Annotated in this window: 7 protein-coding genes; all 7 read right to left on the bottom strand. The window is 39.9% G+C overall.

Annotation, left to right across the window (positions count from 1 at the left end):
• Positions 1 to 377: 377 nt before the first annotated feature.
• Positions 378 to 2,309 carry a bifunctional diguanylate cyclase/phosphodiesterase gene (locus A3Q34_RS19440; RefSeq protein ID WP_070376848.1) on the bottom strand — a complete coding sequence of 644 codons (1,932 nt, stop codon included), beginning with the start codon at positions 2,307 to 2,309 and terminating at the stop codon, positions 378 to 380.
• 4 nt (positions 2,310 to 2,313) lie between these two features.
• Positions 2,314 to 2,973 carry a transglutaminase-like cysteine peptidase gene (locus A3Q34_RS19435; RefSeq protein WP_231907396.1) on the bottom strand — a complete coding sequence of 220 codons (660 nt, stop codon included), beginning with the start codon at positions 2,971 to 2,973 and terminating at the stop codon, positions 2,314 to 2,316.
• Positions 2,974 to 3,036: 63 nt separating this feature from the next.
• The gene (locus tag A3Q34_RS19430; RefSeq protein WP_070376846.1) at positions 3,037 to 3,675 is read right to left on the bottom strand and encodes an OmpA family protein; all 639 of its coding nucleotides are present in this window, start codon (positions 3,673 to 3,675) and stop codon (positions 3,037 to 3,039) included.
• Positions 3,668 to 5,062, bottom strand: coding sequence for a TolC family outer membrane protein (locus A3Q34_RS19425; RefSeq protein WP_070376845.1), 1,395 nt, complete (start codon positions 5,060 to 5,062; stop codon positions 3,668 to 3,670). Before A3Q34_RS19425 ends, A3Q34_RS19430 begins: the two co-directional genes overlap by 8 nt.
• 54 nt (positions 5,063 to 5,116) lie before the next feature.
• A complete protein-coding gene (locus tag A3Q34_RS19420) occupies positions 5,117 to 6,490 on the bottom strand; it encodes an HlyD family type I secretion periplasmic adaptor subunit (RefSeq protein WP_070376844.1) in 1,374 nt (457 codons plus the stop codon).
• Positions 6,487 to 8,661 (bottom strand): type I secretion system permease/ATPase, encoded by a 2,175-nt coding sequence (locus tag A3Q34_RS19415; protein WP_070376843.1) that lies wholly within the window; start codon positions 8,659 to 8,661, stop codon positions 6,487 to 6,489. The genes A3Q34_RS19420 and A3Q34_RS19415 overlap by 4 nt, the downstream gene beginning before the upstream one ends.
• Positions 8,662 to 8,770: 109 nt before the next feature.
• On the bottom strand, positions 8,771 to 25,126 hold the full coding sequence (locus A3Q34_RS20630; RefSeq protein WP_070376842.1) for an Ig-like domain-containing protein: 16,356 nt from the start codon (positions 25,124 to 25,126) through the stop codon (positions 8,771 to 8,773).
• Positions 25,127 to 25,374 lie beyond the last annotated feature (248 nt).

Here is a 25,374-nt window from a genome sequence, read left to right as displayed (position 1 = left end):
CTCTAATGACTTGTGGTTGTTTATTTTAAGATAAATCGTTTATTTAACACATCGCTAATCATCTACTTATTTTGTACTTTGGTCCAAGATTCTGTGCAGCAAAACAATAATGCTGTTTACTTTCGCTAACGATTGATTAATCCTATTGTGATTAATTGTTTTTTTGTAGGGTTTAGATTAAGAAACGTAACCTTTTCATATTTTACTGGCGTTGCTATACATGGGTAAATATTTGATAAAAATTTTCTCCGCTTATAGCATTCCTTAAAGAGACAAAAGATGGATATTGTCTCTTTCATAAAATAGTGCCTAAAAAACACTTAATCTAGATAGGTGAGCTAAATCATTAACCCATTAGAACTTTAACACCCATAAATTTAACTGGGATTAATATCAACGTCTTCAACTGGAGAAATATAACCTTGATAACCCTCTGCTTTTAATGAATTAAAATCTGCTAATTGCGCTTGGTCTTCAATTCCAGTAATAATAACCGAGATATTTAGTCCTTTCGCCACATTGACTAGCGCACGGCAAAGTTCTTTATTTTGATTTAACTTCTCATAATAAGCGAAAGATAAGTCTAATTTAATATAATTAGGTAGGAGTTTTTGTAAATATTCTAAAGAGCCCATTTGGCGACCACACTGGTCAATACCTATCTTAGCACCCGCTGCTCTAACAATTTCTGCTAGCTGATAACATTGATCAAACGAGGTTATGGCTGCTGATTCGGGTATTTCAAAAGAAATACGTTCTGCATAGGCGGACTGCTTAAGGTATTGCGCTAACCATTGAATAAATAGTGGATCTTTTAAACTATCATGCGTTAAATTAATCGCGATCCCCTCATCTGCAAGGGCCAAAATATTCTGCTGTTCGATTGACTGCAATAAACATCTGTCTAGCTGAGCACCTAACGATAACAACTCTATAAATGGCATAAACTCAGATGCGGTGACAATTTGTTTGTCTATGTATAAACGACAATATATTTCGCGCTGAATAACTTGTTGAGTCGTCATAGCTAAAATTGGCTGCCATTGAAAGCTAAAATGGTTGTTATTAATAGAATCAACCAATTTACTGCGCCATTGTTCACGGCTATATTTTTGTGGTTGATCCGCATCTATCCAATGGCTTATTTTATGCTCGCGTTGTGCTTGTTGTAGTGCATTATCAGATTGAGATAATAAATCAGCCGAGTTCATGTTATCAATCCGTTGACTAACACCTAAGGCAAAGCGAGTATTAGGTGTGCAACCTGCTTTTGCGATCTCTTGATTAATGATCCTGATTAATGACTGCAAGTAGACTTTTATGACGCTTTTTTCTGCTTTAGTGATCAAAAATGCAAATTCGGTGTTGGCAATTCGTGCAATAATACATTCGCTGATTTCTGGTAACTCGGCTTGCATTCGTTTTGACACAACTTTAATAATTTCATCTCGGCCTTGATAGCCATACTTACTATGAACATCTTCAAGCCAATCAAACTTAGCTAAAATAAGCCCGCCAAATCCAGGCTCATTTAACCAATTATTGATTTGTGCAGACAAATATTGTCGATTAGGCAATTGAGAAACCTGATCGATAAATTTATCTTCTTTTAATTCATTAACCTCTTCATCCAAGGTCGAAAATATTTGTTTTAACTGTCCTGACATCGAATTAATCGCGCCAACGACATCTTGTAACTCTATAGTTTTCGGTAACTCAAGGTCTTGACCAAACTTACGTTGTGAAATGTTTTTCGCGTGTATAGCTACATTATGTAATGGTTTTAAAATTCGGTTCAATTTGAACCTTAAAACAATAATAGAAAGAATAAAAAGAAAAGATAAAATCATCAAAGTGTCATTCATCACCCGCCATAACTCTTGATAACCTAACGCGGGGTGACCTTCAATTTCAATTGTTGCTAGTTGCAACCAACCTGAGGTAATTAAACTTTCTTTTTTTTGTATGGCAAATAAATCTAGATTGATAAACCATTGTGGAACCCCTTCAATAACAATTGGATTTTCCCAAATTTGCTCTTTGCCATCAACCAGCCATTTAAGGGTCACCTTGCGATAGAAGCCGCCTTCAAAAATGACATTAACCAAGGTTTCTGCTGTGGCTACATCTCCAGTTTCAATATGAGGCCTCAACATTAAACCTAACGAAGTTATAGTGTTGTTTAAATCAGAATCCATCTGCTGATTCATAAAGTCGCGGGTTTGTGTAAATTGAAAATAAACTAAACTGGTCATAACTAGTAAAAAAAGTGCGAACAGTAATGAGTTTATTTCTCTAAATAGGGTCATGGTCTTAAAACTCCATTTTAATTTTGGGTTGTTTAAGTTTTGAAGTAGTTATACGCTGTCTTAAGTCTCGCCAAAGTTTAAGCTTTGATGATTTTCCACTAAGAATTCCTTGCCCCTTTGCTTTGTTCAACCATAATTGACTGGCATTAAAACTATATATAGGGATCAGATCGTTGCGCTGATTTGCGGGTTTTATTACACCGTCTAGATTATCTAAAATTAATGGTACGGCACTAGGCGTTTCGTAGTAAGCGAGTACCATATGGTATTGATTAAGTTTGACGGCTTTTACCATAGTGATCCTCATTTTTTCATCCGCAATACCCATCTCTAATAAGGTAAAATATTTAGCAATTGAATAGTCTTCGCAATCGCCACCATTAACACCGATAAATTCGATAGGTGTCGCCCAATAATTGCTCACACCCCAAAGTTTACTATCATCAATAAACCTAAACATATTAAAGAATTGATTAACTTCTTGTAATGTTTCTAAGGGTGAATGTTGAACTTTTGGTTGCATTAATTTAAACCAGGCTTTGCCTCTTTTACCTGCTCTTTCTCCATAACTTTTTTCTAATGATGAGACAATTTCTTTTTCATTAAGGGGCTGTGTAGATTGAGCAAATATAGCCGCTAAACATATTGTGGTGATGAGAAGCATTTGAATGGGCTTGATGACCATCCATTTAAAAAAAGAACTTCTTCTAATGCTACTCATTAATAATTAATTAGCTTGGTTCACTGTATAAATGGTCCATTTGAGATCATCAATTTTTTCTATATGAGATATCTCAGCCATTATACGACGATTTTCAGCATGCGCTTGTTCAGTATCAGCTAAGTTTTCTAAGCGTTCGAAGCCATAACCGATTGAAGAGATACGCTCTTCATTAATTTTAAAATCATTGATTAGCACCAAAGCAACCGCTTTAGCGCGATTATTTGACAGCAGTTGATTTAATTTTGCCACGCCAACTTTACTGCTATGCCCTTCAATCACTACATTGATTTGCGGATTCATTTTAAGAAGTTCTGCTAACTTACTGATGTCTACATTTGCTTGGTCTGACAGTTGATAAGAATTGTTAACAAATTTAACATCAATTTTAAAAGGCATTATTTTAGACGTTTGAGTACCACAACCATAATTGTCAATCGCAGCACCAATAGAAGTCCCATCACATTTTTCACGCGCTTTTACTACACCATCACTGTCATAATCAGTTAAATCATAAAGCTGCTGTACCGAGTCTTCTAATGTGACTACAGAAGTATCAGCACAAGCACTAATAAATAATACTGCAAAAGCGACCACTAAATATTTTGTCTTAACTTCTATTGGCTTAATTGATAACTTATTCATCGTAAGCTCCTTGTTCGTATTCGTGTTCACCTTTCCATTTTGATGATCTTGTTACTCTCAATGAATCAAGTAGCAGGCCTGTTGCATTTAACAAACGATACTGAGCGCTTAATTCATTAAAGTCTGCATCAAGGTAATCCTTACGAGCTTGAAACAATTCATTTTCGGTATCAAGCAGATCGAGAAGATTTCGCTGCCCAATATCGAACTGCTGTTTGTAGGCTGCCTGCGTATCTTTAGATGTAATAACATGTTGCTTTAGATATGTTTTTTGTAAAGCTAACATTTCAAAAGCATTCCACGACAGACCAAAGCTTTCAGTAACTTGACGGTGAGCGTTATAATTAATTTCCTGCGCTTCTGAAATTTTATAGGCTGCACTTCGTTCGGTAGCTATGTCTTTTCCACCCGAGTAAAAGTTGTAGCGCAAGCGCAGCATTGCTGTTGCATCGTTTCGATGACCACCTACGTCAGCGCCAAATCGATTAATACCGCTTTCACCACCGATATCATTATCAGAATTCACGCCGAGTTCTAAAGATAAGGTTGGGTAATATCTAGCGTTTATTGAGCTTTTAAATGAACGAGCCGCATTAATATCTTGCTGAGCAGCTTTAATTACCGGATGACGTTTTATTGCTAGAGTTAAACCCGTTGCTTTATTTTTAGGTAACATATCAGCATCAGGTACTGGTAGCACAAGGTTACTCGGTTGTGTATTCGTTAAACGAATAAATTGTGACCTAGCGTCAAGGTTATTATTACGCGCCGAAATCATGTTAGCTTGCGCGCGAGCTAGCCGCCCTGTAACTTGAGACAAGTCGGCAATATTACCCAGTCCTGAATCAGTACGTTCTTTAATTTGATCATAAATGACTTGGTGTGAGGCAATGTTTATTGCTGATAATTTAACAAGCTCATCTGTTTTTATAAAATTTAAATAGGCTTTAGCCACTTGTAACGCAAGATCTTCTGCATTGGCAATTAATGTCCATTGCTCAGCGCTCGCTTCGAATTTAGTTCTATCTATTTCATTACTCGTGTACATGCCATCAAAAAGAATTTGTTTAATACTAACACCAAATTCACCACGGGCTAATTCAGTTTCACCGTCATCGCCGATGGTAGCATTTCGTCTATTTCCGGGGGTATCAGTATATTCATAACCATAACCAGCAGTTAAATCAATAGTTGGAAAATAGCCTGCTGAGGCACGATTAACATCTTCTTCTTTAGATTTAAATCGTGCAAATGTCTGACGAATATCAGGATGTGTATCAAGTGCGGTCGCAACGGCTGCCTCTAAACTTTGGGCATAGCTATTAGCAGAATATAATCCCGATAAGCCTAAACACCAAACCATAGTTATTTTATTTAATTTAAACATAATGTTATTTATAAATACTCCATATTTTTATTATTAATTACTATTAGACAAGCCTTACCGTTCTCTTAGTGCAGCCTCATTCGCCCGTAATATGGGGTTTAAAATATATTCTAAAATTGTTCGCTTTCCCGTAATAACATCAACATCTGTTAGCATACCTGGAATAATCGGCATTTCTTTGCCATTTTTATTCTTAATGCTTGAAGCATCAGTGCGCACTCTAATAAGATAAAAACTGTTTCCCTCTTCATCCTGTGTTGTATCGGCACTTATGTGCTCTACTTTACCCGTTAACCCGCCATATCGTGTAAAGTCATAGGCGGTGATCTTAACAACAGCTGGCAACCCAGGATAAATAAACGCTATATCTCTGGGTTTAATTTTTGCTTCTACCATCAATTTATCTTCGGTGGGCACAATTTCAGCAATGGTTTCACCCGGCTTAACTACTCCACCTAAGGTATTAATGTGTATAGTTTTAATAGTACCAATAACCGGCGATAAAATTAATGCTTTCGTTACTTTATCTTGAGCACCAACCTGTGATTCATTAATTCGAGATAGTTTATTCTCTAATTCATTAAGCTCTGATCTCGCTTCTGTTTTATAAGCAAGTGCTGTTTCTCTACGATTTAAAATTGACTCTTGTATGGCAGACTTTAATTTTGGTGCTAACAAACGAACCGCACTTAATTCACCTTTAAGTTCATTCACACTACGTTCTAACTTATAGAGTTCGATTTTTGAAACAATATTTTTTTCCGCAAGTGGTCGTGTTAAGTCGAGTTCTTTACTGGCTATCTCATAACTTATTTTTAAGGTATTAATTTTCGAAACTAATTCAGCAACTTCTTGTTCCCTTTGTTGTATCTGCTGGGCTTGAATTGCTAATTGATTGATTAAATTATCTATTCTTCCAGAATACTCTTCTTGTTGTCTTTCAACCATAAACTTAGCGTTTTGTTGCAAATCGTCTGGATAAACAGGCACTTTTATATTTATTTCTATTTGTCGTTGCCAACTTTCGCTAACACCAATCAATATACTTGAAAGCTCGGCTCTAAGGCGAATGACATTCGCTCTTAGGCTACTCACCTCCTGTTTTTGTTCTGCAAAGTCAGATCTAAAGCGAGTATCATCAATACTTGCAATCGGTTGCCCTTTAATTACTTGCATACCTTCTTGAACAAAGAGTTTTTGTAATACACCACCATCTAAACTTTGTATAATTTGTACTTGAGTTGATGGTATGACCTTGCCCATTCCTGATGTAACTTGTTGTAGTTCAGAAAAATATGACCAAATAAGAAAACAAAAAAGTAATCCGCCCATTGCCCATATAGTTAACCGATGTAAACTTGGCACTTCCGTTAGCATTGCACCATATACATCGTCAGCCATTTCTAGGTCTTGTTGGCTAACCTTCATAAGTTCGCCTCTTGATTTAAATTTTCGCCTTTGAGTTGCGCTAATACTTTATCTTTTGGACCGTCAATAATCAATTTACCTTTATCTAAAACAAGAATGCGGTCAACCAATTTTAATAAATCCATTTTATGGGTAATTAATAACATAGTGCGATCTTTTGCCGTTGCATTGATTGCTTCAATAAACTTCTTTTCAGCACGAGCATCAAGACTCGCGGTTGGCTCATCTAACAGTAATATTTGAGGTGAATTTAATATCGCTCTGGCTAAAACAATTGACTGTCTCTGGCCACGTGATAATGCACTACCACTTTCCCCCACTTGTTGGTCAAGGCCTTGACTATTATGATCGGTAAAAGCACTGACACCAGACAGTTGAACCGCTCTAATAAGTTGATATTCAGTAACTTGACGAGTACCGAAGAGGATGTTGTCGCGGATGGTACCATGAAATAAGACAATATCTTGTGGTAAATAGCCAATGTTTTTTCGCAAATCGCTAGGATGAATTTGCCGGTGATTTAAACCATCAAATTGAATGCTACCCTTGCTTGGCTGATAAAGACCTAATAGTAATTTAGCTAGCGTTGTTTTACCCGAACCATTATGACCAACAATGGCAATTCTTTCTCCTTGATTAATTTTTACTGACATTGGCTGCAAAGAGTCGCTTTCTGCATTAGGGTACTTAAAACTGATATTTTCAGCATTTATATTGCCACTGAGTTTTGTCCGACTTACCAAATGAGCTTTGTCTTCAAATTCGCCTTCTTGCTCCATTAAAGTATCAAGTTGTTTCAAAGCACTTAAGGTTTGATTAGAGCGCGTCATTAGGCCAGCAAGCTTAGCAATAGGAGATATAGCACGACCGGTTAACATAACAGCCGCTATAATTCCCCCCATAGAGATTAAATTTTCGGATACTCGATAGACACCTAACACTACAACGGCGACTACTGATATTTGTACAATAAAACTCGCAAAATTTAACACCGAATTAGTGATCATTTTAGATTTAAGTAACCAGGTCGAGGTATGACCAACCATTTGCTGCCATGCTCTTTGCACAACACCTTCGGCGCCATTAGCTTTAATAGATTCTAAAGCGCTTAAACACTCGATCAGATGTCCATGGCGTAAACCCGAAAACTTATTACTTTCTTCTATCGCTTTACGAAGTTTAGATTGATTTAACAAGGTGTAGCCAATGATAAGTATTGAGGCAATAATTGGAAACATCACTAAGTCTCCTGCAACAAGCCAAATACAAAACATAAAAAGCACAGCAAAAGGTAAGTCAACTAAGGCACTTATTGTCGCAGAAGACAAAAACTCTCTGACACTGTCAAATTCACTCAGCTGCTTTGCCATTCCACCGACACTTGGGGAGCGTTTTTCAAGCGGTATACCAATTACTTTAGCAAATAGTTTTGAAGAAACTTCAATATCAATTTTCTTGCCCGCAACATCAATTAGATAACCACGAAGTTGTTTTAAAATAAAATCAAAGATATAAGCGACACCGGCACCAATGGCTAGTACCCAAAGTGATTCGAAAGCGAGATTAGGTATCACTTTGTCATAAATATTCATCACAAAAAGTGGTGATACCAGAGCAAAAATATTGATCATTACTGATGCAATAATCACATCTCGATATATCGATGAAGTATTCTTAATTTTCTGCCATAACCAATGTTCTTTTGAACTATTAAGATGAACATCGAAATTTCTATCACCGCGATATTGCTGCTTTATTAAAAATAAATAGCCAACAAAACTCGATTCTAATTCCTCAATAGTTAGCTGTTCTTCACCGCCAGTTTCAGGTAAAGAAACTGTTGCTATATTTTTTTCAATATCTAGTTCTTGTAATACTAAGGCTTTTTTATCTTTCAGCATCAAAATACAAGGTAACAACATTGAGGGTAATTCATTTAAGCCTTTACGCACTAATTTTGCACTTAACCCTGCGCGAGATGCTGCTTGAGGTAACAGCTCGGGTGTAAGATTAGCACCAGTAAGTGGTAAACCAGCCGCAAGCGCTTCAGGAGAGCACGGGTTACCATAATGCTCTGTTATAAGCACTAAACTGTCTAACAGAGGGTCTGAACTTAACTTTTGTGAAGCGTTAATTGTCCATTGAGTTGACTGTTGCACTGTTGATTGCACCTAGTATGTTATCCCTTAAAAAAGCGAATAAGCTAATGATGTTGGAAATATATCTCATCATTAGCTTATTGAACTTGTTATATTTTGCTACTTAATTTACTCGACTTAATCATATCTGGTCTGAAGTGTCGAGTTCAATGGGCAATGGCACAATTTCTGATGAAGCATCACTGTTCAATGTTACACCTTTATCTAAGAAATTATTGGTGATGATTGTTTCAGTATTTGAAAGCGCGTCGACCTGATCAATATTTTCTAAGGTCAAGTTTTCGTCTGCATAGATAACTGTAACTTCACTCTCTTGATCTGTATTTAAGTCACTTTGCGAAAATTCATCAAACATAAAAGTTTCACTCTGGCTTTGCACCAAAAGATCACTTAAATCATAATCAGTTGCAAGGCTTGAACCTTGATTGCCTAGACTTTGGCTGGTAGCTGATTCACTAAAAGACAAGTCGATAAGTTCGCTGTTCGATAAAGCAGAGCTCTCATCATTTGTATCGTTGGCGTTGTTAGCATTAGCACTTTCAAAATAAATGGTTAGAGTCGCATTATCTGTTTCAGGATTGGCGGTATCACCATCTTGGATGGTGTAAACGAATTCAATCGATGGAGGTATAGTATTAACATCAGTCCCTGAAGCTAAAATGAAGTTATACTCCCCTGTATCATACATAGTAAAAACACCAAACCCCGTATCTATAATGTAAGAAGTATTATTGCTATCAAAAATGTAAACTTGTCCTTCAAATTCAAATTGAATTAAGGTTACGGTACCATCAACTGAGGTATCCTGATTATCTCCAGAACTACCTTTACTTATGACATTTCCTCGGATACCTTCGAGCCTTGATTTCCCATCCTTTTCGCGATATGCAATGAAATTATTGTCATCGACAGCAACTGGAGCAGAGTCATTAACAGTAATAATTACATTGGCTGTATCGCTATCAATACCATCAGTTAAAGTGTATTCAAAACTTGGTGGAGTCGCGCCTAAAATATAGCCTTCACTATTTTGATAAGTAAAGTCGCCACTAGCATTAATACTTAAAATACCCCCTTCGACATTAATAATAGCAAAGCCATCTGTTCCAAAGCTTAGTTCGACGCCATTAATATGAGTTATCACTAATGTTGAACCGTCGCCACCATCAGTATCGATAACACCATCACCATCGTGATGAAGTATAATATTGCCTGAAACGCTTTCCCCTTCATCAATATTAAAGCCATCATCTTCTGCAACCGGTGGATTGTTCACCGGTATCACGTCAATCGTCACCGTCCCCATATCGGTATCGGTGCCATCACTTAAGGTATACGTGAAACTTGGCGCAGCACCCGCCGGCTCATTGCCGTTTTGGGTGTAAGTAAAACTGCCATCGGCCTTGATCAGGATAAAACCGTCTTTAATATCCACACGGGCTTCACCCGTTACTGGGTCAAAGACTAAATCAACGCCATTGACTTGAGTCACACTCAGGCTAGCACCATCGCCACCATCGTTATCACTCACGCCATCGCCGTCGTCATGGCTGATCACATTACCCGAAACACTCGTGCCTTCGTTAACACTAAAACTATCATCAGCCGCAACCGGGGGATCGTTCACCGGCGTGACCGCAATCGTTAAGGTCGACAGATCGGTATCACCGGCACCATCAGTAACGGTGTAGCTGATCACTGGCACAGCACCATTAAAGTTATCATTCGGAGTAAAAATGTAACTACCATTGGTATTTAAAGTTAACTCACCTTCAGTAAGAGTAACGATATCACCTGGACTGTAAGTATCACCATTAACTGTAAAGCTCGTTACTGTTAGTGGACCATCTGCTGTTACTGCATTAGCTAACACATTACCTGTAGCAATTGTATCTTCAGCTATCGTGACAGTTTCACTATCATCAGTTAAATCTGACACGGGTGTCACTGAAATTGTTAGGGTAGAACTTTCGGTATCACCGGCACCATCAGTAACGGTGTAGCTGATCACTGGCACAGCACCATTAAAGTTATCATTCGGTGTAAAGGTGTAGCTACCATTGGTATTTAAAGTTAACTCACCTTCAGTAAGAGTAACGATATCACCTGCATTGTACGTATTACCATCAACAGTAAAGCTGGTGACAGTTAGTGGACCGTCTGCTGTTTCTGCATTAGCTAACACATTGCCTGTGCCGGTTGTATCTTCTGCTATCGTGACAGTTTCACTATCATCAGTTAAATCTGACACTGGAGTCACTGAAATTGTTAAAGTAGAGCTATCCGTATCTCCTGCACCATCAGTAACAGTATAAGTAATAACCGGCACAGCACCGTTGAAATTATCATTCGGAGTAAAAGTGTAGCTACCATTGGTATTTAAAGTTAACTCACCTTCAGTAAGAGTAACGATATCACCTGCATTGTACGTATTACCATCAACAGTAAAGCTGGTGACAGTTAGTGGACCGTCTGCTGTTTCTGCATTAGCTAACACATTGCCTGTGGCGGTTGTATCTTCTGCTATCGTGACAGTTTCACTATCATCAGTTAAATCTGACACGGGTGTCACTGAAATTGTTAGGGTAGAACTTTCGGTATCACCGGCACCATCAGTAACGGTGTAGCTGATCACTGGCACAGCACCGTTAAAGTTATCATTCGGAGTGAAAGTGTAACTACCGTCTGCAATTAAAGTTAACTCACCTTCCGTGAGAGTAACCGTGTCACCTGCATTGTACGTATTCCCACCAACAGTAAAGCTGGTGACCGTGAGTGGACCATCTGCAGTTACTGCATTATCAAGGACATTACCTGTAGCTGTTGTGTCTTCAGCTGTTGTAACAGTTTCATTATCATCACTTAAATCAGAAACAGGTGTAACTGAAATTGTTAAGGTAGAGTTCTGTGTGTCACCAGCACCATCAGTGACGGTGTAGCTGATCACTGGCACAGCACCGTTAAAGTTATCATTCGGAGTGAAAGTGTAACTACCGTCTGCAATTAAAGTTAACTCACCTTCCGTGAGAGTAACCGTGTCACCTGCATTGTACGTATTTCCACCAACAGTAAAGCTGGTGACAGTTAGTGGACCGTCTGCTGTTTCTGCATTAGCTAACACATTGCCTGTGGCGGTTGTATCTTCTGCGACAGAAACAGTTTCATTATCATCACTTAAATCAGAAACAGGTGTAACTGAAATTGTTAAGGTAGAGTTCTGTGTGTCACCAGCACCATCAGTGACGGTGTAGCTGATCACTGGCACAGCACCATTAAAGTTATCATTCGGTGTAAAGGTGTAGCTACCATTGGTATTTAAAGTTAACTCACCTTCGGTGAGGGTAACCGTATCACCTGCATTGTACGTATTTCCACCAACAGTAAAGCTGGTGACGGTCATTGGACCATCCGCAGTTACTGCATTAGCTAACACATTACCTGTAGCAATTGTATCTTCAGCTATCGTGACTGTTTCACTATCATCACTTAAATCAGACACGGGTGTTACTGAAATTGTTAGGGTAGAACTCTGAGTATCACCGGCACCATCAGTAACAGTATAAGTAATAACCGGCACAGCCCCGTTGAAATTGTCATTCGGAGTGAAGGTATAACTACCATCGGTATTTAAAGTTAACTTACCTTCAGTAAGACTAACGATATCACCTGGACTGTAAGTATCACCACCAACAGTAAAGCTGGTGACAGTTAGTGGACCGTCTGCTGTTTCTGCATTAGCTAACACATTGCCTGTGCCGGTTGTATCTTCTGCTATCGTGACAGTTTCACTATCATCAGTTAAATCTGACACTGGAGTCACTGAAATTGTTAAAGTAGAGCTATCCGTATCTCCTGCACCATCAGTAACAGTATAAGTAATAACCGGCACAGCACCGTTGAAATTATCATTCGGAGTAAAAGTGTAGCTACCATTGGTATTTAAAGTTAACTCACCTTCAGTAAGAGTAACGATATCACCTGCATTGTACGTATTACCATCAACAGTAAAGCTGGTGACAGTTAGTGGACCGTCTGCTGTTTCTGCATTAGCTAACACATTGCCTGTGGCGGTTGTATCTTCTGCTATCGTGACAGTTTCACTATCATCAGTTAAATCTGACACGGGTGTCACTGAAATTGTTAGGGTAGAACTTTCGGTATCACCGGCACCATCAGTAACGGTGTAGCTGATCACTGGCACAGCACCGTTAAAGTTATCATTCGGAGTGAAAGTGTAACTACCGTCTGCAATTAAAGTTAACTCACCTTCCGTGAGAGTAACCGTGTCACCTGCATTGTACGTATTCCCACCAACAGTAAAGCTGGTGACCGTGAGTGGACCATCTGCAGTTACTGCATTATCAAGGACATTACCTGTAGCTGTTGTGTCTTCAGCTGTTGTAACAGTTTCATTATCATCACTTAAATCAGAAACAGGTGTAACTGAAATTGTTAAGGTAGAGTTCTGTGTGTCACCAGCACCATCAGTGACGGTGTAGCTGATCACTGGCACAGCACCGTTAAAGTTATCATTCGGAGTGAAAGTGTAACTACCGTCTGCAATTAAAGTTAACTCACCTTCCGTGAGAGTAACCGTGTCACCTGCATTGTACGTATTTCCACCAACAGTAAAGCTGGTGACAGTTAGTGGACCGTCTGCTGTTTCTGCATTAGCTAACACATTGCCTGTGGCGGTTGTATCTTCTGCGACAGAAACAGTTTCATTATCATCACTTAAATCAGAAACAGGTGTAACTGAAATTGTTAAGGTAGAGTTCTGTGTGTCACCAGCACCATCAGTGACGGTGTAGCTGATCACTGGCACAGCACCATTAAAGTTATCATTCGGTGTAAAGGTGTAGCTACCATTGGTATTTAAAGTTAACTCACCTTCGGTGAGGGTAACCGTATCACCTGCATTGTACGTATTTCCACCAACAGTAAAGCTGGTGACGGTCATTGGACCATCCGCAGTTACTGCATTAGCTAACACATTACCTGTAGCAATTGTATCTTCAGCTATCGTGACTGTTTCACTATCATCACTTAAATCAGACACGGGTGTTACTGAAATTGTTAGGGTAGAACTCTGAGTATCACCGGCACCATCAGTAACAGTATAAGTAATAACCGGCACAGCCCCGTTGAAATTGTCATTCGGAGTGAAGGTATAACTACCATCGGTATTTAAAGTTAACTTACCTTCAGTAAGACTAACGATATCACCTGGACTGTAAGTATCACCACCAACAGTAAAGCTGGTGACAGTTAGTGGACCGTCTGCTGTTTCTGCATTAGCTAACACATTGCCTGTAGCAATTGTATCTTCAGCTATCGTGACAGTTTCACTATCATCAGTTAAATCTGACACTGGAGTCACTGAAATTGTTAAAGTAGAAATTTCTGTATCACCGGCACCATCAGTAACGGTGTAGCTGATCACTGGCACAGCACCATTGAAGTTATCATTCGGTGTAAAGGTGTAGCTACCATTTGCATTTAAAGTGAGTTCGCCTTCAGTGAGAGTAACCGTATCACCTGCACTGTACGTATTTCCATCAACAGTAAAGCTCGTTACTGTTAGTGGACCGTCTGCAGTTACTGCATTATCAAGGACATTGCCTGTTGCTGTTGTGTCTTCAGCTGTTGTAACAGATTCATTGTCATCAGTAAGATCTGATAAAGGTGTTACTGAAATTGTTAAAGTTGAACTCTGAGTGTCACCAGCACCATCGGTAATGGTGTAACTGATCACTGGCACAGTACCGTTGAAATTATCATTCGGTGTGAAGGTATAGCTACCATCGGTATTTAAGGTGAGCTCACCTTCAGTGAGAGTAACCGTGTCACCTGCATTGTACGTATTCCCACCAACAGTAAAGCTGGTGACCGTGAGTGGACCATCTGCAGTTACTGCATTATCAAGGACATTACCTGTAGCTGTTGTGTCTTCAGCTGTTGTAACAGTTTCATTATCATCACTTAAATCAGAAACAGGTGTAACTGAAATTGTTAAGGTAGAGTTCTGTGTGTCACCAGCACCATCAGTGACGGTGTAGCTGATCACTGGCACAGCACCGTTAAAGTTATCATTCGGAGTGAAAGTGTAACTACCGTCTGCAATTAAAGTTAACTCACCTTCCGTGAGAGTAACCGTGTCACCTGCATTGTACGTATTTCCACCAACAGTAAAGCTGGTGACAGTTAGTGGACCGTCTGCTGTTTCTGCATTAGCTAACACATTGCCTGTGGCGGTTGTATCTTCTGCGACAGAAACAGTTTCATTATCATCACTTAAATCAGAAACAGGTGTAACTGAAATTGTTAAGGTAGAGTTCTGTGTGTCACCAGCACCATCAGTGACGGTGTAGCTGATCACTGGCACAGCACCATTAAAGTTATCATTCGGTGTAAAGGTGTAGCTACCATTGGTATTTAAAGTTAACTCACCTTCGGTGAGGGTAACCGTATCACCTGCATTGTACGTATTTCCACCAACAGTAAAGCTGGTGACGGTCATTGGACCATCCGCAGTTACTGCATTAGCTAACACATTACCTGTAGCAATTGTATCTTCAGCTATCGTGACTGTTTCACTATCATCACTTAAATCAGACACGGGTGTTACTGAAATTGTTAGGGTAGAACTCTGAGTATCACCGGCACCATCAGTAACAGTATAAGTAATAACCGGCACAGCCCCGTTGAAATTGTCATTCGGAGTGAAGGTATAACTACCATCGGTATTTAAAGTTAACTTACCTTCAGTAAGACTAACGATATCACCTGGACTGTAAGTATCACCACCAACAGTAAAGCTGGTGACAGTTAGTGGACCGTCTGCTGTTTCTGCATTAGCTAACACATTGCCTGTAGCAATTGTATCTTCAGCTATCGTGACAGTTTCACTATCATCAGTTAAATCTGACACTGGAGTCACTGAAATTGTTAAAGTAGAAATTTCTGTATCACCGGCACCATCAGTAACGGTGTAGCTGATCACTGGCACAGCACCATTGAAGTTATCATTCGGTGTAAAGGTGTAGCTACCATTTGCATTTAAAGTGAGTTCGCCTTCAGTGAGAGTAACCGTATCACCTGCACTGTACGTATTTCCATCAACAGTAAAGCTCGTTACTGTTAGTGGACCGTCTGCAGTTACTGCATTATCAAGGACATTGCCTGTTGCTGTTGTGTCTTCAGCTGTTGTAACAGATTCATTGTCATCAGTAAGATCTGATAAAGGTGTTACTGAAATTGTTAAAGTTGAACTCTGAGTGTCACCAGCACCATCGGTAATGGTGTAACTGATCACTGGCACAGTACCGTTGAAATTATCATTCGGTGTGAAGGTATAGCTACCATCGGTATTTAAGGTGAGCTCACCTTCAGTGAGAGTAACCGTGTCACCTGCATTGTACGTATTCCCACCAACAGTAAAGCTGGTGACCGTGAGTGGACCATCTGCAGTTACTGCATTATCAAGGACATTACCTGTAGCTGTTGTGTCTTCAGCTGTTGTAACAGTTTCATTATCATCACTTAAATCAGAAACAGGTGTAACTGAAATTGTTAAGGTAGAGTTCTGTGTGTCACCAGCACCATCAGTGACGGTGTAGCTGATCACTGGCACAGCACCGTTAAAGTTATCATTCGGAGTGAAAGTGTAACTACCGTCTGCAATTAAAGTTAACTCACCTTCCGTGAGAGTAACCGTGTCACCTGCATTGTACGTATTTCCACCAACAGTAAAGCTGGTGACAGTTAGTGGACCGTCTGCTGTTTCTGCATTAGCTAACACATTGCCTGTGGCGGTTGTATCTTCTGCGACAGAAACAGTTTCATTATCATCACTTAAATCAGAAACAGGTGTAACTGAAATTGTTAAGGTAGAGTTCTGTGTGTCACCAGCACCATCAGTGACGGTGTAGCTGATCACTGGCACAGCACCATTAAAGTTATCATTCGGTGTAAAGGTGTAGCTACCATTGGTATTTAAAGTTAACTCACCTTCGGTGAGGGTAACCGTATCACCTGCATTGTACGTATTTCCACCAACAGTAAAGCTGGTGACGGTCATTGGACCATCCGCAGTTACTGCATTAGCTAACACATTACCTGTAGCAATTGTATCTTCAGCTATCGTGACTGTTTCACTATCATCACTTAAATCAGACACGGGTGTTACTGAAATTGTTAGGGTAGAACTCTGAGTATCACCGGCACCATCAGTAACAGTATAAGTAATAACCGGCACAGCCCCGTTGAAATTGTCATTCGGAGTGAAGGTATAACTACCATCGGTATTTAAAGTTAACTTACCTTCAGTAAGAGTAACGATATCACCTGGACTGTAAGTATCACCACCAACAGTAAAGCTGGTGACAGTTAGTGGACCGTCTGCTGTTTCTGCATTAGCTAACACATTGCCTGTAGCAATTGTATCTTCAGCTATCGTGACAGTTTCACTATCATCAGTTAAATCTGACACTGGAGTCACTGAAATTGTTAAAGTAGAAATTTCTGTATCACCGGCACCATCAGTAACGGTGTAGCTGATCACTGGCACAGCACCATTGAAGTTATCATTCGGTGTAAAGGTGTAGCTACCATTTGCATTTAAAGTGAGTTCGCCTTCAGTGAGAGTAACCGTATCACCTGCACTGTACGTATTTCCATCAACAGTAAAGCTCGTTACTGTTAGTGGACCGTCTGCAGTTACTGCATTATCAAGGACATTGCCTGTTGCTGTTGTGTCTTCAGCTGTTGTAACAGATTCATTGTCATCAGTAAGATCTGATAAAGGTGTTACTGAAATTGTTAAAGTTGAACTCTGAGTGTCACCAGCACCATCGGTAATGGTGTAACTGATCACTGGCACAGTACCGTTGAAATTATCATTCGGTGTGAAGGTATAGCTACCATCGGTATTTAAGGTGAGCTCACCTTCAGTGAGAGTAACCGTATCACCTGCACTATATGTATTACCATCAACAGTAAAGCTGGTAACAGTTAATGGTCCGTCTGCTGTTACTGCATTATCAAGCACATTACCTGTAGCAATTGTATCTTCAGCTGTTGTAACAGATTCATTGTCATCAGTAAGATCTGATACCGGTGTTACTGAAATTGTTAAAGTAGAAATTTCTGTGTCACCAGCACCATCAGTAACGGTGTAGCTGATCACTGGCACAGCACCATTAAAGTTATCATTCGGAGTAAAAATGTAACTACCATTGGTATTTAAAGTTAACTCACCTTCAGTAAGAGTAACGATATCACCTGGACTGTAAGTATTACCATTAACAGTAAAGCTCGTTACTGTCATTGGACCATCTGCAGTTACTGCATTAGCTAACACATTACCTGTAGCAATTGTATCTTCAGCTATCGTGACAGTTTCACTATCATCAGTTAAATCTGACACGGGTGTCACTGAAATTGTTAGGGTAGAACTTTCGGTATCACCGGCACCATCAGTAACGGTGTAGCTGATCACTGGCACAGCACCGTTAAAGTTATCATTCGGAGTGAAAGTGTAACTACCGTCTGCAATTAAAGTTAACTCACCTTCCGTGAGAGTAACCGTGTCACCTGCATTGTACGTATTCCCACCAACAGTAAAGCTGGTGACCGTGAGTGGACCATCTGCAGTTACTGCATTATCAAGGACATTACCTGTAGCTGTTGTGTCTTCAGCTGTTGTAACAGTTTCATTATCATCACTTAAATCAGAAACAGGTGTAACTGAAATTGTTAAGGTAGAGTTCTGTGTGTCACCAGCACCATCAGTGACGGTGTAGCTGATCACTGGCACAGCACCGTTAAAGTTATCATTCGGTGTGAAGGTATAGCTACCATCGGTATTTAAGGTGAGCTCACCTTCAGTAAGAGTAACCGTATCACCTGCATTGTACGTATTCCCATCAACAGTAAAACTGGTGACAGTTATCGGTCCATCAAGGCTGTCAGCGTTATTAAGAACATTGCCAGAAACTGCTGTATCTTCAGTTGTTGTGACAGATTCATTGTCATCAATAAGATCTGATACCGGTGTTACTGAAATCGTTAAGGTAGAACTCTGTGTATCACCGGCACCATCAATAACGGTGTAGCTGATCACTGGCACGGTACCGTTGAAATTGTCATTTGGTGTGAAGGTGTAACTACCATCGGTATTTAAAGTTAACTCACCTTCAGTAAGAGTAACCGTGTCACCTGCATTATAGGTATTCCCACCAACAGTAAAGCTAGTGACGGTCATTGGACCGTCTGCAGTTACTGCATTATCAAGGACATTGCCTGTTGCTGTTGTGTCTTCAGCTGTTGTAACAGATTCATTGTCATCAGTAAGATCTGATAAAGGTGTTACTGAAATTGTTAAAGTTGAACTCTGAGTATCACCAGCACCATCGGTAATGGTGTAACTGATCACTGGCACAGTACCGTTGAAATTATCATTCGGTGTGAAGGTATAGCTACCATCGGTATTTAAGGTGAGCTCACCTTCAGTGAGAGTAACCGTATCACCTGCACTATATGTATTACCATCAACAGTAAAGCTGGTAACAGTTAATGGTCCGTCTGCTGTTACTGCATTATCAAGCACATTACCTGTAGCAATTGTATCTTCAGCTATTGTGACAGTTTCACTATCATCACTTAGATCAGAAACTGGAATCACTGAAATTGTTAGGGTAGAACTCTGAGTGTCACCAGCACCATCGGTAATGGTGTAACTGATCACTGGCACAGCACCATTAAAGTTATCATTCGGAGTAAAAGTGTAACTACCATTGGTATTTAAAGTGAGTTCACCTTCCGCAAGAGTAACCGTGTCACCTGCATTGTACGTATTCCCATCAACAGTAAAACTCGTTACGGTTAACGGTCCATCTGCAGTTGCTGCATTATCTAACACATTGCCTGTTGCTGTTGTGTCTTCAGCTGTTGTAACAGATTCATTGTCATCAGTAAGATCTGATAAAGGTGTTACTGAAATTGTTAAAGTTGAAGTCTGAGTGTCACCAGCACCATCGGTAATGGTGTAACTGATCACTGGCACAGCACCATTAAAGTTGTCATTCGGTGTGAAGGTATAGCTACCGTCTGCATTTAAGGTGAGATCACCTTCAGTGAGAGTAACTGTATCACCTGCATTATACGTATTCCCACCAACAGTAAAGCTAGTGACAGTTAAAGGACCCTCTGCAGTTACTGCATTATCAAGGACATTGCCTGTGGCGGTTGTGTCTTCTGCGACAGAAACAGTTTCACTATCATCACTTAGATCAGAAACTGGTGTTACTGAAATTGTTAGGGTAGAACTCTGAGTGTCACCAGCACCATCAGTGACGGTATATGTAATAACGGGTACAGCACCATTGAAGTTATCATTCGGTGTAAAGGTATAGCTACCATCGGTATTTAAAGTTAACTCACCTTCCGTAAGAGTAACCGTGTCACCTGCATTGTACGTATTCCCACCAACAGTAAAGCTAGTGACAGTTAAAGGACCGTCTGCAGTTTCAGCATTATCTAACACATTGCCTGTGGCGGTTGTATCTTCTACGACACTTACTGTTTCACTATCATCGCTTAGATCTGAAACCGGTGTGACTGAAATTGTTAGTGTAGAGCTCTGTGTATCACCGGCGCCATCTGTGACGATATAAGTAACAACAGGCACAGCACCGTTGAAATTGTCATTGGGTGTAAAAGTATAGCTACCGTCTGCATTTAAGGTGAGATCACCTTCAGTGAGAGTAACTGTGTCACCTGCACTGTACGTATTCCCATCAACAGTAAAGCTAGTGACAGTTATCGGTCCATCAAGGCTGTCGGCGTTATTAAGTACATTACCAGAGACTGCTGTATCTTCAGCTGTTGTGATAGATTCATTGTCATCAATAAGATCTGATACCGGTGTTACTGAAATTGTTAGGGTAGAACTCTGAGTATCACCGGCACCATCGGTGACGGTATATGTAATAACGGGTACAGCACCGTTAAAGTTATCGTTCGGTGTGAAAGTATAGCTACCATCGGTATTTAAAGTGAGTTCGCCTTCAGCAAGAGTAACCGTATCACCTGCATTATAAGTATTCCCATCAACAGTAAAACTTGTGACAGTTATTGGACCATCGGCAGTTTCTGCGTTATCAAGCACATTGCCCGTAGCTGTTGTGTCTTCTGCGACAGAAACAGTTTCACTATCATCGCTCAGATCAGAAACTGGTGTTACTGAAATTGTTAAGGTAGAACTTTCGGTATCACCTGCACCGTCAGTAACGGTGTAGCTGATCACTGGCACGACACCGTTGAAATTGTCATTTGGTGTGAAGGTGTAACTACCATCGGTATTTAAAGTGAGTTGACCTTCAGTGAGAGTTACCGTGTCACCTGAATTGTACGTATTCCCACCAACAGTAAAGCTAGTGATGGTCATTGGACCATCTGCTGTTTCAGCATTATCCAACACATTGCCTGTGGCGGTGGTATCTTCTGCGACAGAAACAGTTTCACTATCATCAGTTAAATCTGACACTGGAGTCACTGAAATTGTTAAAGTAGAGCTATCCGTATCTCCTGCACCATCAGTAACAGTATAAGTAATAACAGGCACGACACCGTTGAAATTGTCATTTGGTGTGAAGGTGTAACTACCATCCGTATTTAAGGTGAGTTGACCTTCAGTGAGAGTAACCGTATCACCTGCATTGTACGTATTTCCACCAACAGTAAAGCTGGTGACGGTCATTGGACCGTCTACTGTTGCTGCATTATCTAACACATTGCCTGTGGCGGTTGTATCTTCTGCGACAGAAACAGTTTCACTATCATCACTTAAATCTGAAACAGGTGTCACTGAAATTGTTAAGGTAGAGCTCTGTGTATCACCAGCACCATCAATAACGGTGTAGCTGACTACAGGCACACTGCCATTGAAGTTATCGTTCGGTGTAAATGTGTAACTACCATCTGCATTTAAAGTCAGTTCGCCTTCAGCAAGAGTAACCGTATCACCTGCATTATAAGTATTCCCATCAACAGTAAAACTTGTGACAGTTATTGGACCGTCTGCAGTTTCAGCATTAGCTAACACATTGCCTGTGGCTGTTGTATCTTCTGATATCGTGACCGTTTCACTATCATCGCTTAAATCTGAAACTGGTGTCACTGAAATTGTTAGTGTAGAACTCTGAGTATCACCTGCACCGTCAGTAACAATGTAAGTAATAACAGGCACAGCACCATTAAAATTGTCATTCGGTGTAAAAGTGTAACTACCATCGGTATTTAAAGTTAACTCACCTTCCGTGAGGGTAACCGTATCACCTGCATTGTACGTATTACCCTCAACCGTAAAACTCGTTACTGTGAGTGGACCATCTGCTGTTTCTGCGTTATCAAGGACATTACCTGTAGCAATTGTATCTTCTGCTATCGTAACCGTTTCACTATCATCACTTAAATCTGAAACCGGAGTCACTGAAATTGTTAAGGTAGAAATTTCTGTGTCACCAGCACCATCAGTAATGGTGTAGCTGATCACTGGCACAGCACCGTTAAAATTATCATTTGGTGTAAAAATGTAACTACCATCTGCATTTAAGATGAGATCACCTTCAGTGAGAGTAACCGTTTCACCTGCATTGTAAGTATTACCATCAACACTAAAGCTCGTAACAGTTAGTGGTCCATCAAGGCTGTCGGCGTTATTGAGCACATTACCAGAGACTGCTGTATCTTCAGCTGTTGTAACAGATTCATTATCATCAATAAGATCTGATACGGGTGTTACTGAAATCGTTAAGGTAGAACTATCCGTATCACCTGCACCATCAGTTACGATGTAGCTGACTACGGGCACGGCGCCGTTGAAGTTATCATTTGGTGTAAACGTGTAACTACCATCGGTATTTAAAGTGAGTACGCCTTCAGCGAGAGTAATGGTATCACCAGCATTATACGTATTCCCATCAACAGTAAAACTCGTTACTGTTAGTGGACCATCTGCTGTTTCTGCGTTATCAAGGACATTACCTGTAGCAATTGTATCTTCTGCTATCGTAACCGTTTCACTATTATCACTTAAATCTGAAACCGGTGTTACTGAAATTGTTAAGGTAGAAATTTCTGTGTCACCAGCACCATCGTTAACGGTGTAGCTGATCACTGGCACACTGCCATTAAAGTTATCGTTCGGTGTAAACGTGTAACTACCATCGGTATTTAAAGTGAGTTCACCTTCCGCAAGAGTAACCGTTTCACCTGCATTGTAAGTATTACCATCAACAGTAAAACTCGTTACGGTTAATGGTCCATCTGCAGTTGCTGCATTATCCAGAACATTACCAGAGACTGGGGTATCTTCAGCTGTTGTAACAGATTCATTGTCATCAGTAAGATCTGATAACGGTGTTACTGAAATTGTTAAGGTAGAACTATCGATATCACCGGCACCATCAGTAACGGTGTAGCTGATCACGGGCACAGCACCATTAAAGTTATCGTTCGGTGTAAAAGTGTAACTACCATCTGCATTTAAGGTGAGTTCACCTTCCGCAAGAGTAACCGTGTCACCTGCATTGAAAGTATTTCCATTAACAGTAAAGCTGGTTACGGTTAATGGTCCATCTGCAGTTGCTGCATTATCCAAAACGTTACCAGAGACTGCGGTATCTTCAGCTGTTGTGACAGATTCATTGTCATCAGTAAGATCTGATAACGGTGTTACTGAAATTGTTAAGGTAGAACTATCGGTATCACCCGCACCGTCAGTAACGGTGTAGCTGACCACGGGTACACTGCCGTTGAAATTGTCATTTGGTATAAAGGTGTAACTACCATCTGCATTTAAGGTTAACTCACCTTCAGTGAGAGTAACCGTATCACCTGGATTAAAAGTATTACCATCAACAGTAAAGCTCGTTATAGTCAGAGGACCATCTGCAGTTTCAGCATTATTAAGTACATTGCCAGAAACAGGGGTATCTTCAGCTGTTGTAACAGATTCATCCGCATCAGTAAGATCTGATACGGGTGTTACTAAAATCGTTAAAGTAGAACTATCCGTATCTCCTGCACCATCAGTAACGGTATAATTGACTACGGGCACAGTACCGTTGAAGTTATCATTCGGTATAAAGGTGTAACTACCATCTGCATTTAAAGTTAATTCACCTTCAGTGAGAGTAACAGTATCACCTGCATTATAAGTATTCCCATCAACAGTAAAACTCGTTACGGTTAATGGTCCATCTGCAGTTGCTGCATTATCTAAAACATTACCAGAGACTGGGGTATCTTCAGCTGTTGTAACAGATTCATTGTCATCAGTAAGATCTGATAACGGTGTTACTGAAATTGTTAAAGTAGAATTATCGGTATCACCCGCACCATCAGTAACCGTGTAACTGACCACGGGTACAGCACCATTAAGATTATCGTTTGGTATAAAGGTGTAACTACCATCTGCATTTAAAGTGAATTCGCCTTCAGCGAGAGTAACCGTATCACCTGCATTGAAAGTATTTCCATCAACAGTAAAGCTCGTTATAGTCAGAGGACCATCTGCAGTTTCAGCATTATTAAGTACATTGCCAGAGACTGGGGTATCTTCAGCTGTTGTAACAGATTCATCCGCATCAGTAAGATCTGATACGGGTGTTACTAAAATCGTTAAAGTAGAACTATCCGTATTACCTGCACCATCAGTAACGGTGTAATTGACAACGGGCACAGTGCCATTAAAATTATCAGCAGGTATAAAGGTATAGCTACCGTCTGCATTTAAGGTAAATTCACCCTCAACTAGATTAATTGTCTCGCCGGCATCGAAAGTATTACCATTAACACTAAAGTTAATCACACTTAATGGGCCGCCTGCGCTGGCACCATTATCTAGCACATTACCTGTGGCTGATGTATCTTCTGCTACAGTGACACTTTCATCAGCATCAAATAAGGCAAAATTATCATTATTATTTTCGTTATCTAAATCACCGGGTAAGACAAAAATATTGTTTTGTTCTGTTGTATCGTATCCAGCCTGCGCTAACGTTTCATCGCCTGTTCTGTTTACCGTGACAAAACTTGTACCTTCATTATTAGTAAGACCAGCAGTTGTCTCAGGGAGCTCAGCATCGATATCAGCATCGATTAAGTCTTGAATTGCTGCAATTTCATTTTGAATATTAATGATATCTTCACTATCAACACTTTCTGTATTGTTATCAGGAGAAATTATATCTACACGAATTTCATTTACCGACTCAGCCTCGTAGCTGTAGACTTTATGCTGACTTCCATCCGCATAAGCTAATACAATTTCACTGCCTTTGATTAAATTAAGAACGTCACCTGCTTTAATGACATCACCGACTTTTAATAGAGTGTTTTCAGCCACATCGGTGTGAATTTCACCTTTAACATTAATGATTTGTGCATTTTTTGGGTTGGTATAGTTTTCCATAAACAACATTCCTAATGATTTGGCTTACCACATACTCTAGAAAATCTAAAAATACTGCAGCTGATTAATAACTGTAAACATACCTATAAAGTAACATATTACAAGTATTTAGACTAAAGACAATGTATTTTAGGTGGTCTTGTTATGAATTGTTTAACAGATAAATTAAATAATGAAATTAAGTTTTAATACAAAAAACATTATAAAAGCTAATCTTGCAATAATGATTCAAGGTATAGGGCCTGTAT

This window comes from Colwellia sp. PAMC 20917, from assembly GCF_001767295.1.
Lineage (GTDB): Bacteria > Pseudomonadota > Gammaproteobacteria > Enterobacterales > Alteromonadaceae > Colwellia_A.
Note: the sequence above shows the minus strand (reverse complement) of the source record. Positions and strands in the feature narration are given on the sequence as shown.